Source organism: Mycobacterium sp. IS-1742, from assembly GCF_001500125.1.
Taxonomy (GTDB): domain Bacteria; phylum Actinomycetota; class Actinomycetes; order Mycobacteriales; family Mycobacteriaceae; genus Mycobacterium.
Genome location: NZ_LQIV01000023.1, coordinates 228,860 through 241,370, shown reverse-complemented (window position 1 = coordinate 241,370; position 12,511 = coordinate 228,860). Strand labels below are relative to the sequence as shown.

8 protein-coding genes are annotated in these 12,511 nt (G+C 69.5%); 2 read left to right on the top strand and 6 right to left on the bottom strand.

Going from position 1 to position 12,511, the window contains the following annotated elements:
• The first annotated feature begins 137 nt into the window (after window positions 1-137).
• Both AU196_RS15650 and AU196_RS15645 read left to right on the top strand, forming a co-directional pair.
• Window positions 138-533: a globin gene (locus AU196_RS15650; RefSeq protein WP_059095981.1), complete on the top strand. Its 396-nt coding sequence runs from the start codon at window positions 138-140 to the stop codon at window positions 531-533.
• Between the two features lie 15 nt (window positions 534-548).
• The gene (locus tag AU196_RS15645; protein WP_059095980.1) at window positions 549-2,156 is read left to right on the top strand and encodes a glycoside hydrolase family 13 protein; all 1,608 of its coding nucleotides are present in this window, start codon (window positions 549-551) and stop codon (window positions 2,154-2,156) included.
• Here AU196_RS15645 and AU196_RS15640 read toward each other — a convergent pair.
• The 6 genes from AU196_RS15640 to AU196_RS15615 all read right to left on the bottom strand — a co-directional run bounded on the left by AU196_RS15640 (window position 2,153) and on the right by AU196_RS15615 (window position 12,482).
• A complete protein-coding gene (locus tag AU196_RS15640) occupies window positions 2,153-2,812 on the bottom strand; it encodes a DUF8010 domain-containing protein (protein ID WP_059095979.1) in 660 nt (219 codons plus the stop codon). The genes AU196_RS15645 and AU196_RS15640 overlap by 4 nt on opposite strands.
• On the bottom strand, window positions 2,809-3,222 hold the full coding sequence (locus AU196_RS15635) for an acyl-CoA thioesterase (protein ID WP_059095978.1): 414 nt from the start codon (window positions 3,220-3,222) through the stop codon (window positions 2,809-2,811). Before AU196_RS15635 ends, AU196_RS15640 begins: the two co-directional genes overlap by 4 nt.
• Window positions 3,219-8,045 carry an NAD-glutamate dehydrogenase gene (locus AU196_RS15630; protein ID WP_059096100.1) on the bottom strand — a complete coding sequence of 1,609 codons (4,827 nt, stop codon included), beginning with the start codon at window positions 8,043-8,045 and terminating at the stop codon, window positions 3,219-3,221. The genes AU196_RS15635 and AU196_RS15630 overlap by 4 nt, the downstream gene beginning before the upstream one ends.
• A 60-nt stretch (window positions 8,046-8,105) precedes the next feature.
• A complete protein-coding gene (gene ettA, locus AU196_RS15625) occupies window positions 8,106-9,779 on the bottom strand; it encodes an energy-dependent translational throttle protein EttA (RefSeq protein ID WP_059095977.1) in 1,674 nt (557 codons plus the stop codon).
• A 76-nt stretch (window positions 9,780-9,855) separates the two neighbouring features.
• The gene (locus tag AU196_RS15620; RefSeq protein ID WP_059096099.1) at window positions 9,856-10,338 is read right to left on the bottom strand and encodes a single-stranded DNA-binding protein; all 483 of its coding nucleotides are present in this window, start codon (window positions 10,336-10,338) and stop codon (window positions 9,856-9,858) included.
• Window positions 10,339-10,484: 146 nt separating this feature from the next.
• Window positions 10,485-12,482 (bottom strand): bifunctional copper resistance protein CopD/cytochrome c oxidase assembly protein, encoded by a 1,998-nt coding sequence (locus AU196_RS15615; protein WP_059095976.1) that lies wholly within the window; start codon window positions 12,480-12,482, stop codon window positions 10,485-10,487.
• Window positions 12,483-12,511: the final 29 nt, after the last annotated feature.

Sequence of the window (12,511 nt, the reverse complement as noted above, 5' to 3'; positions counted from 1 at the left end):
CCTCCGAGGAGACAGTCCACCATGGATCGGCGGCCACCGCACGGCAATTCGGCACGTGTTCGCAGGTCAGTCCGGTGAACATCCGGTGACCTCACCGGGCTGCCGGGTTCGGGCCCGCCACAGGCCACAATGGAGCCGTGACGCAACCCACGCGGTCCTTCTACGACGAGGTCGGTGGCCACGAGACGTTCCGCGCGATCGTGGCGCGGTTCTACGAGCAGGTGCGGGAGGACGAGATTCTGCGTCCGCTGTATCCCGAGGACGAACTCGAGGCCGCCGAGGTGCGGTTGCGGATGTTCCTCGAGCAGTACTGGGGTGGTCCGCGCACCTACTCCGACCAGCGTGGACATCCGAGACTGCGGATGCGGCACGCACCGTTCCGCATCGGCTACATCGAACGCGACGCCTGGCTGCGCTGTATGCACACCGCGGTCGCCGAGGTCGATTCGGCGACGCTCGACGACGAGCACCGCAGGGAGCTGCTGGCCTACCTGGAGATGGCCGCGCAGTCGATGGTCAACTCGCCGTTCTGAGCGCAGACGGCCACAATGGGCGCAATGGCTCACCCCCCGGCAACGGACCCGCCCTGGTGGTCGCGCGCGGTGTTCTACCAGGTCTATCCCCGCTCCTTCCGCGACAGCGACGGCGACGGCGTCGGTGACCTCGACGGTGTCACCGCCGGGCTGGACCACCTGACCGCCCTGGGCGTCGACGCGCTGTGGCTCAATCCGGTGACCGTCTCCCCCATGGCCGACCACGGGTACGACGTCGCCGATCCGCGCGACATCGACCCGCTGTTCGGCGGCATCGAGGCGCTGGACCGGCTGATCGCCGCCGCCCATGACCGTGGCATCCGGGTCACGATGGACCTGGTGCCCAACCACACCAGCTCGCAACACCCGTGGTTTCAGGCGGCGCTGGCCGCGGGTCCGGGCAGTGCCCAGCGGGAGCGCTATCTGTTCCGCGACGGCACCGGGCCCGACGGTCTGCTCCCGCCCAACAACTGGGTCTCGGTCTTCGGCGGCCCGGCATGGACGCGCGTCGTCGAACCGGACGGCCGGCCCGGGCAGTGGTACCTGCACCTGTTCGACCCCGAACAGCCCGATCTGAACTGGGCCAACCCCGAGGTCTCCGAGGATCTCGAGAAGACGCTGCGGTTCTGGCTGGACCGCGGCGTCGACGGTTTCCGCATCGACGTGGCCCACGGCATGTCCAAGCCCAGGGACCTGCCCGACATGACGATCGCCGAGAACAAGATGCTCGCCGACATGGACGGCGACCCCCGGTTCGACCACGAAGGCGTCCACGACATCCACCGCCACATCCGTTCGGTGCTCGACGACTACCCCGGCGCGGTCGCCGTCGGCGAGGTCTGGGTGTACGACAACGCCGCGTTCGCCGCCTATCTGCGACCCGACGAACTGCATCTGGGGTTCAACTTCCGGCTGGTGCGCGCCGAGTTCGGCGCCGACGAGATCCGCGACGCGATCGAGAACTCGCTGGCCGCCGTGGCCCTGGAGGACGCGACGCCGACGTGGACGCTGTCCAACCACGACGTCGAGCGCGAGGTCACCCGGTACGGCGGCGGCCGGATCGGGCTGGCCCGGGCGCGCGCGATGGCGCTGGTGATGCTGGCGCTGCCCGGCGTGGTGTTCGTCTACAACGGCGAGGAGCTCGGACTGCCGAACGTCGACCTGCCCGACCACGTGCTCCAGGATCCGGTGTGGGAACGCTCCGATCGCACCGAACGTGGCCGTGACGGGTGCCGGGTGCCCATCCCGTGGAGCGGTGACGCTCCCCCGTTCGGCTTCTCGACGACGGCCGACACCTGGCTGCCGATGCCGCCGGAGTGGGCGTCGTCGACGGTCGAACGTCAGCTGGCCGACCCGGACTCGATGCTGCACTTCTTCCGCCGGGCGCTGCGGCTGCGCCGGGATCGCTCCGGCGTGGACGGGGGCGCGCTGACCCGGCTGTCCGCCGAGGACGGGGTGTTGACCCTGCGCACCGACGGCGGGCTGACGTGTGTGCTCAACGCGAGTGAGCGCCCGGTCGACCTGCCCCCGGGTGAGGTGGTGATCGCCAGCGCCGCGCTGGAGAAGCAGTCCCCGTCGAGTCCCTCCCGGTTGCCCCCCGACGCGGCCGCCTGGGTGGTCTAACGCAACACGACAGCGGGGTCGCCGCGCCGCCGCAGCACCGAACCGAACCGGGCGTCGATACGCAACCATGTGGGCGACACCCGGATCCGCACGATGTCGCCGGCGGCGAGCGCCGCGCTGCTCGGCGGCAGGAAACCCATTGCGGTGAGCGCGAAGACACATCGCATCGGGACGCCGACGCTGTCACCACCCTCGCTGACCGTGATCACCTCCTGGTCGAGCAGCGACGGGGGCGGGCCGTGGGCGCCGCTGTGCTGCCGCACCAGCGCGCCGCCCCTGTCCACCAGGTCGAGCATCACCCCGGCAGGGACGTCGTCCAGATGGGTGAACCCCGCATCGGCAGGCACGGCACCACGCCACGCCGAGTCCATCGGGAACCCGGTGTCCACGAATCCGGACCGGTCCATGGCCGCCAGCCCCGCGGCCAGCGCGTCGGCGCCGGCGCAGAGGTCCTTCGGGCGCACCCGCCCCCGCACGACCCGGCTGGCCAGCACGTCGAAACCCGTTGTCACATAGGCGACGACACCGCCGTCGGCACGCTCACGCAACCGCACCACCGCGGCGCCGTCGAGGCGCACCGCCCGCTCGGCGAAGGTGGCGAGATCGTCACGTTCGCCGGGATCGACCAGCCAGAGCCCGCGTTCCCGGCCGCTCATCGCAGATAGCGTTGCAGGTAGGCACGTTGGTCGGGCGTCAGCCGTTCCAGCCGCTGCTCCTCGATGTGCACCGCGGCCAACTGGGTCTCGGCGATGACCGACGGCCTGGAGTCCGCGGCGGCACCGACGGAACGGACCTCGTATCCGATCGTGAAATCCACCGCGCGAACACGTTTGGACCACATGGTGACCTGCAGCGGCGAGTCGATCAGGCGCAGCTGCCCCTTGTAGGAGATGTGCACGTCGGCGATCAACAGACCGATGTCGGTGATCGTCGCCTCGAACGGCTCGCGCAGGAACGGGATCCGGGCCTCTTCGAGGATGGTGACCATCGTGGCGTGGTTGATGTGCTGGTACATGTCGATGTCGGACCACCGCACGTGCACCGGCGCCACGAAACCTGCTGTCACCCTGAAGACCCCGTTCCACTCGATCGTGTCATGCTGCGAATCTGGCGCGCCGCCACCGACAGTGTCGCCAGGTCCCGTTCACCGTCCTGGTAGATCTCGGTGAGCGTGCGCCGCGCGCGCGCCACCCGCGACCCGTTGGTCATCTCCCACTCGGCGATCTTCTCCTCGCCGTTCTCGTCCGGCTCACCGACGGCGAGCACGTCGAAGCACAGCGAACGGATCGAGCCGTAGATGTCGTCACGAATCGCCAACCGCGCCAACGAATGCCAGCGATCACCGCGAGGCAGCCGGGACACCGCGGTCAGCAGGCTGTCCGTGTTGAGGTGGTCCATCAGCGCGAAGTACGTGTCGGCGACCTCCGCGGGGTCGCGGTCGTCGATGTCGGCGATGTCGATGATGTCGAGCAGGCTGAACTGGTAGAGCCCGGTCGCCACCGCGTACGCGAGCTCCTTCGACGCGCCGTGGGAGCAGAAGTCGCCGGCCTCCTTGGCCACGATCGCCTCGTCGTCGCCGCGCAACCACTCCTCCATCCGGGGGGTGAGTGCGGCCACCTTGTCGGCGAAGCGGTTGATCTCCGCGCCGACCGCCAGCGGCTGGGGCCGGTAGTTCAGCAGCCAGCGCGCCGCCCGGTCGATGAGCCGGCGCAGGTCCAGTGTCATCCGGTCACTGACCGCGACCGGCAGGTCCGCGGCGCGGATCTGCCGCCACACGTCGCCCACCCGGAAGATGGCGTTGACCGCGACGAAACTCCGCACCGCGTCGACCGGCCCCACCCCGGCGTCCTCGGTGACCCGGTAGGCGTACGTGATGCCGCTGGTGTCGACGACGTCGTTGACGAGCATCGTCGTGACGATCTCGCGGCGCAGCTGGTGCGATCGCGTGTCGGCGGCGAACTGGTCGCGCAGCGTGGACGGGAAGTACCGCGGCAGGCGGGCGGCGAAGACCTCCTGGTCGGGCAGTTCGCTGTCGAGCAGATCGGCCTTGAGCGCCAGCTTCACGTGTGCCATCAGAGTCGCCAGTTCCGGTGAGGTGAGCCCCATCCCGGCGTCCAACCGGCGGCGGATCTCCTTATCGGTGGGCAGCGCCTCGAGTTCGCGGTTCATCCCGCGCTCCGCGACGAACTGGCTGATCATGCGGGAGTGCACGGGCAGCAGGCTCGCCGCGTTGGCGCGGCTGGTGCCCATCAGGTCGTTCTGGTCGCGGTTGTCCGACAACACCAGGTCGCCGACCTCGTCGGTCATCGACAACAGCAGGTCGGTGCGTTCAGCGGGGCTGACCTTGCCCGCCGTCACCAGCGAGTCGATGAGGATCTTGATGTTGACCTCGTGGTCGGAGCAGTCCACGCCCGCGGAGTTGTCAAGGGCGTCGGTGTTGATCCGGCCGCCGGACAGGTCGAACTCGATGCGCCCCCGGGAGGTGACGCCGAGGTTGCCGCCTTCGCCGATCACCTTGGCGCGCACCTGATTCGCGTTCACGCGTACCGGATCGTTGGCGCGGTCACCGACGTCGGCGTCGGATTCGGCCTCGGCCTTGACGTACGTGCCGATCCCGCCGTTCCACAGCAGGTCGACCGGCGCCTTGAGGATCGCCTTGATCAGCGCGGGCGGCGTCATCTCCTCGACGCTGTCGTCGAGGCCGAGCACCTCGCGAACCCGTGGGTGCACCGGGATGGACTTTTGCTCGCGGCTGTACACGCCGCCGCCCTCGCTGATCAGGGAGCGGTCGTAGTCCTCCCATGACGAGCGGGGCAGGCCGAACAGCCGCCGGCGCTCCCGGAACGACGTCGCCGCGTCCGGGTCGGGGTCGAGGAAGACGTGGCGGTGGTCGAAGGCGGCGACGAGCCGGATGTGTTCGGACAGCAGCATCCCGTTGCCGAACACGTCACCGCTCATATCGCCGATCCCGACGACCGTGAAGTCCTCCGACTGGGTGTCCACGCCCATCTCCCGGAAGTGGCGTTTGACCGACTCCCAGGCGCCCTTGGCGGTGATGCCCATCGCCTTGTGGTCGTAGCCGACCGACCCACCGGACGCGAAGGCGTCACCCAGCCAGAAGCCGTAGGACTTGGCCACCTCGTTGGCGGTGTCGGAGAACGTCGCGGTGCCCTTGTCGGCGGCCACCACGAGATAGGCGTCGTCCCCGTCGCGGCGGACCACGTCGGGGGGTGCGACGACCTCGCCGCTGACCTTGTCGACGTTGTCGGTGACGTCCAGCAGGCCGCTGATGAACAGCGTGTAGCAGTCCACTCCCTCGGTGCGCTGGGCGTCGCGGTCCGCGGCGGCGTCCCCGGTCGGGACCGGCGGCTGTTTGACGACGAACCCGCCCTTGGCGCCGACGGGCACGATCACGGCGTTCTTCACCGCCTGCGCCTTGACCAGACCCAGGATCTCGGTGCGGAAGTCCTCGCGCCGGTCCGACCACCGCAGACCTCCGCGGGCGACGTGGCCGAACCGCAGGTGCACGCCCTCGACCCGGGGCGAGTACACGAAGATCTCGAATTTCGGCCGGGGCAGCGGGAGTTCGTCGATCAGGCCGGGGTCGAGTTTGACGGCGAGCACGTCGCGCGCCCGCGCTGACTCCGCGCGCCCGACGAAATGGTTGGTGCGCAGCGTGGCCTGGATCATCGAGGCGAACGCGCGCAGCACCCGGTCGGTGTCGAGGCCCGTGAGCGCGTCGATGTCGGCCGCCACGGCCGCGGCCGCACTCTGGGCGTCGCGGTCCTTGGCGGCCTCGGTCGGGTCGAACAGCGCCTCGAACAGTTCGACCAGCGACCGCGCGGTGTGCGGATTGTCGTTGACCACCGATTCGATGAATGCCTGGCTGTACGGAAACCCGGCCTGCCGCAGGTACTTCGCATATGCCCGCAGCACCATCACCTGCGGCCAGGTCAGCCCGGCCCGCAGCACCAGTTCGTTGAACCGGTCGATCTCCATGCGGCCGTTCCAGATCGCGGTGACCGCGTCGGCGAACCGGGCCGCGGTCGCGTCCCGGTCGGACTTGTCGCCCTTCGACTCGGGCATGGTGTGGTGCGGCCGGATCTTGAACTGGTAGATCCACACGGCCAGACCGTCGGGGCGGGTCACCGTGAATGGGCGTTCCTCGAGGACGACGACACCCATGGACTGCAGCATGGGCAGCAGGTGGCTCAGGGATGCCGACCGTCCGCCGAGATACCAGGTGAGCTTGCCGACCCGGTCCTCTCCGCCCTCGGCGAACAGAAGTTTGACCGAATTGTCCTGCAGCGCCTCGATGATCGCGATGTCACCGATCGCTTCGGCCGGTGCGACCGCCTGTTTGTAATCCTCGGGGAACGCGACGGCGTAGTGCTCGGCCGCTTCCTGCTCCAGGTCTCCGGACGCGACCGCGCCGAGCAACCGGTCACCCCAGGTGCGGGCGGCCTCGGTGAGTGCACGCTGGATGCGCTCCTCGTTCTCCGGTGAGATGTCGACGTCACCGGGACGCGTACCGTCCGGGAGCCGGACGGTGAAATGCACCACCGCCCAGGGGGATTCACTCACCCGGGCGGAGTAGTCGATGCCCACACCGCCCAGCTCGCGGACCAGGATGTCCTGCATCTCGAGCCGGACGGCGGTGGTGTAGCGGTCTCTCGGCAGGTACACCAGACACGCGATGAAGTGGGCGAGGCTGTCCGCGCGCAGGAACAGCAACGTGCGCCTGCGGGAGCCCAGATCGATGACCGCCATCGCCATGTCGAGCAGTTCGTCGGCCTTCAGCGCGAACAGCTCCGGACGCGGAATGGTCTGGATGATGTCGAGCAACAGCTGCGCGGGATGGCTGGGGTCGCGCTGGGCGATCGCCAGTGCCTCGTTGACCCGCCGCGAGATCAGCGGTATGCCCAGCACATTGGCGTTCATCGCGGCGACCGTGAACAGGCCGACGAAGCGGTGTTCGACGGCGTCGTAACCCTCGCCGCCTGCGCCCTCTTCGCGGACGACGATGATGTACGGGTTGGCGCCGTAGCGCACGTAGCTCGGGATCGTGGCCTGCGCGAGGGCGAGCAGGTCGCCCTCGCGGGTCAGCGGCGGCAGGACGTCTTCGCGGAGCCGCAGCACCCCGAGGCGGCTGTCGGCCTCGACCGACGATTCGGTATCGGTGACCGGACACCGCTGGCAGCCGATGAGGATGAAGTGTCCGTCGGCGAGCCAGCGCGCCAGCGCCGCGACGTCCTTGCGCTCGGGTGCGGTGAAGTGCCCCTCCGCGTCGGCCTCGATGTGGTTGGCCAGCCCTTGCAGCCGCGCCACCATGGCGCTGCCGTCGACGCCGACCTGACGGGCGTCGGCGAGGATGCGCGGCAACATCCGCCTGGCCGCCTCCACCGACGAGCGGTCGGCGGAATCGGTGAGCTCGATGTGGATCCACGCCTCGTCGACGCCGTCGCCGTCGGCCGCCTCGGACACCGGACGCGCGTCGAGCAACTCACCGGAGGACCCGCGCCGCACGCGCAGCACCGGGTTCATGATCGCCCGGTAGGCGACGCCGAGCCGGTGCAGCAGCACCGTCACCGAGTCGATCAGCGTCGGCGCCTGGTCGGTGACCACCTGCAGCGCGGGGCCGACACCGTCGGCGCCGTACATCGCGACGAGCGTCTCGCCGGGTTGCCTGCGCTCGGCGAGCCGGTGATGGGCCAGCACGAGGTCCGACGATTCCAGCATGTCCGCCGGGTTCACCGGACCCGTCGTCACGCTGTCCTCCGCCGACTCCCCCTGTTGCGGTCCGCGATACGTCTCGGCGTAGGCCTTCGCCAGCTGGTCGAGCGTGTCCGTCGAGGGGTCGCGCGCTGCGTCGGCACCGGTTCCCGTCATGCGGATCACTCCTGACTCACACCCGCGCACCGCCCGTCGTTGGAGGGTGCACGAGCGAGACTAGTCGCGAGTCAGCCTGCGGTGGGTCACCCGGTGCGGACGGGCGGCCTCGGCCCCGAGACGTTGCACCTTGTTCTCCTCGTAGGCACCGAAGTTGCCTTCGAACCAGAACCATTTCGCCTCGTTGTCGTCGTCGCCCTCCCACGCCAGGATGTGCGTGCAGGTGCGGTCGAGGAACCACCGGTCGTGAGAGATCACCACGGCGCAACCGGGGAAGCTCTCCAGCGCGTTCTCCAGCGAACTCAGCGTTTCCACGTCGAGGTCGTTGGTGGGTTCGTCGAGCAGGATCAGGTTGCCGCCCTCCTTGAGGGTCAGCGCGAGGTTGAGCCGGTTGCGCTCACCGCCGGACAGCACCCCGGCCGGCTTCTGCTGATCGGGCCCCTTGAACCCGAACGCCGAAACATAGGCGCGCGAGGGGATCTCGTTCTGCCCGACCTCGATGTAGTCGAGGCCGTCGGAGACCACCTCCCACACGTTCTTCTTCGGGTCGATGCCGGCGCGGTTCTGGTCGACGTAGCTGAGCTTGACGGTCTCGCCGACCTTGACGGTGCCGCTGTCGGGCTGTTCCAGACCGACGATCGTCTTGAACAGCGTCGTCTTGCCGACGCCGTTGGGTCCGATGACGCCGACGATCCCGTTGCGGGGCAACGTGAAGGACAGGTCCTTGATCAGCGTGCGGCCCTCGAAACCCTTGTCGAGGTGTTCGACCTCGACCACGACGTTGCCCAGCCGCGGCGGCGTCGGGATCTGGATCTCCTCGAAGTCGAGCTTGCGCGACTTCTCGGCCTCGGCGGCCATCTCCTCGTAGCGTCCGAGGCGGGCCTTGTTCTTGGCCTGCCGGGCCTTGGCGCCGGAGCGCACCCAGGCCAGTTCCTCCTGCAGGCGCTTGTGCAGCTTGGCGTCCTTGCGGCCCTGCACCGCGATGCGCTCGGCCTTCTTCTCCAGATAGGTGGAGTAGTTGCCCTCGTACGGGTAGGCGCGGCCGCGGTCGAGTTCGAGGATCCACTCGGCGACGTTGTCGAGGAAGTACCGGTCGTGGGTGACCGCCAGGATGGCGCCCTTGTAGGCGGCGAGGTGCTGTTCGAGCCAGAGCACGCTCTCGGCGTCGAGGTGGTTGGTCGGCTCGTCGAGCAGCAGCAGGTCCGGCTTGCTCAGCAGCAGCTTGCACAGCGCGACGCGGCGGCGCTCACCACCGGAGAGATGGGTGACGGGCTCGTCGGGCGGTGGGCAGCGCAGCGCGTCCATCGCCTGTTCGAGCTGGCTGTCGATGTCCCAGGCGTCGGCGGCGTCGAGCTCCTCCTGCAGGGTGCCCATCTCCTCCATCAGCTCGTCGGAGTAGTCGGTCGCCATCAGCTCGGCGACCTCGTTGTACCGATTGAGCTTGGCCTTGATCGCCACCCCGTCCTCGACGTTCTCGCGGACCGTCTTCGACTCGTCGAGGTGGGGTTCCTGCTGCAGGATGCCGACGCTGGCCCCGGGCGCCAGGTAGGCGTCACCGTTATTCGGGGTGTCCAGGCCGGCCATGATCCGCAAGACGCTCGACTTACCGGCCGCGTTCGGACCGACGACGCCGATCTTTGCGCCCGGAAGGAAGTTCAGGTTGACGTCGTCAAGGATGACCTTGTCGCCGTGCGCCTTGCGGACCTTGCGCATCGTGTAGATGAATTCGGCCATGCCGTGGTGTTGCCTTTCTCAAAGCGTGGTCAACGTCTGTTGCCGCGGGCCCCATCCTAGGCGTGGCCGGATGCGGCTAGGCGCTCAGTGGCAGCGCCTCCGGGGCGTCGGGGTCGCCGGGGTCGGTGGGCCCGCCCGCGATGTCACCGCCGTCGTCACCGGATTCCGCGTCCCCGGACGGGTCAGCGGCGCCGGGGGCGGACTGGCGCAGCGTCTCGACCCGGGCCACACAGCGGCTGAGGTCGGGGCCCACCGCGGTGGCCCGCACCTCGACCGACGTGCGGCGCACGCCGTCGCGGTCGTCGTACTCGCTGGTGTGTACGTGTCCAACAACGATCACCGCCGCACCCTTCCCGAGCGAGGCGCCGACGCCGGTGACCAGTTTGCCCCAGCAGCTCACGCTGACGAACAGCGAGTTGCCCGGCTCCCAGGATCCTTCGGCGGTGCGGCGCCGGGAGTTGCTGGCCACCCGGAACCGCATCACCTCCTGATCGCCGACCCGCTGCCGGTACGGGTTGTTGACGATGTTGCCGACGACGGTGATGGGCGTCTCGAACATGATGGGCCTCGATTCGTGTCTGATCCACTGGCCGGCGGTGTCTCGCCGGTACCGCCCATTCACCGGCAGGACTCCGACACCGGGCACCGCCCGGGTCGGGGCGCCCGGCGCGCTGTGGATCAATCGGACGCTGTGGACAGACCCCGTCAGCGACCTTCGCGGCGGGCCAGTTCGGCCAGCATCGCGTTGTAGGCGGCCAGGTCCGCGTCGTGGTCGCGCTCGGCCGCCCGGTCGAGCCGGGTGGCGTCGCGCTGATCACTGCGCCGCCACTGGATGAGCAGCGCGAGCAGCACGACCACCAACGGGATCTCGCCCGCGGCCCAGGCGATACTGCCGCCGAGCTTCTGATCGGCCAGCAGATCGTCATGCCAGCCGAGCTGCAGGGACCGGTAGAACCCCTCCGCCAGCACCGAGTTCATCCCCATCAGCACCACACCGAAGAACGCGTGCAGCGGCAGCGAGGCGAACACGATCGCGAGTTTGGCGAGCTGCGGGATGCGCCGGGGGGTCGGGTCGACGCCGATCACCACCCAGTAGAAAAGGTAGCCACTGAGCAGGAAGTGGATGTTCATCAAGACGTGGGCGGCGTGGTCGTCGACGGCGGCCTCGAAGAGACCTCCGAAGTACAACCCGTAGAACCCCGCGACGAACAGCGCCAGCGCGACGATCGGGTGGGTGAGCACGCGTGACACCCGGGAGTGCAGGGCTGCGAGCAGCCACTCCCGCGGGCCGGGCGGCTTGCCCTTGCCCGCGACGGGCAGCGCGCGCAGCGCCATCGTGACCGGCGCCCCGAGCACCAGCAGGATCGGCACCAGCATCGACAACAGCATGTGCGCGACCATGTGCACGCTGAACATCGCGGGCATGTAGCGGCCGAGCCCCGACGACGTGGTGATCAGCAGAGTCGCGCAGCCGAGCAGCCACGCCACCGTGCGCCCGGCGGGCCACGCGTCACCGCGCCGCCGCAACCGCCACCACCCGGCCAGGTAGACCGCCGCCAGGATGATCGCCGCGCTGCCCACGATGAGGTCGAACCGCCAGTCGAACAGGATGCGCGTGACGGTCGGCGGGCCCGCGAGGTCGTAGCCGATCTCAACCTCCACCGGGGTGGGGTCGTAACCCGGCGGAGGGGGCGGCGTGCGGCCCAGGCCGACCGCGATCCCGAACGTCACACCGAACACCACCGCCTCGACCAGCGCCAACCGCAGCAGCGGACCCCGCGCGCCCGGGTCGGCCTGCAGACCGGCCACCCCCTTGCGACGTTGCAGGTAGCCGAGGACCCCCAGCGCCGCCAGCGCGGCCGCCTTCGCGAGCACCAGGACGCCGTACTCGGTGCGGAACAGGTCGGCGGGTAAGATGCGCACCAGCGCGTTGACGATGCCGCTGAGCGCCATCGCGACGAAACACCAGAGCGCGACCGCGGAGAACCGGCGGGCGGCCACGTCGCCGTGCGCGCCACCGCGCAGGGTGTGGACCAGCAGCACGAGCAGACCACCGGCCCACAACGCCCCGGCGACGAGGTGGATCAGCAGGCTGTTGGTGGCCAGATCGTGTTGTCCACCCGATGAGGAATGCCCGGTCAGGCCCAGCGGCATCAGCGTGAGCAGCGATCCGGCGAACAGCGGCGGAGTCCACGCCCACCGAAGCACCGGCAGGCTCGCCAACGTGACGACGGCCGCCAGGAGCGCCGTCCACCGCCACGCCCCCGCGACGTCGACCAGGCCCGCCACCGACCAGATCTCGACCGGGTTGAGGTGATCGCGCAGGGGCTGGCCGGACACGTCCGACACGGTCAGCGGCACCAGCAGCACCGCGCACACCGTCCACACCGCCGAGGCCGCCGTACCCAACCGTAGGGCCCGGTAGCCCGCGACGTCGAGCACGCCGTTGGCCTGCGGCGGCACCAGGAACGCGGCGAACAGGAAGGCGCCGACGGCGGTCACCGCGGCGATCTCGCCCGCGGCCCGCATGAACGGCAGCCCGTAGGTGGTGACCGGCCCCGGGTCGGGCAGCCCGGTCGCGGTCAGCGCGTCCGCGAGCGACAGGGCGCCGATGCCTGCGGCGGTGACGCCGGCCAGCGCCGCCACCCCCAGCAGCACCGGCCACACCGCGCTGGTGCGCGCCTTCACCGCAACCGTGGTCATGTTCCCAGGGTATGGCGTGTTCGCCGTCA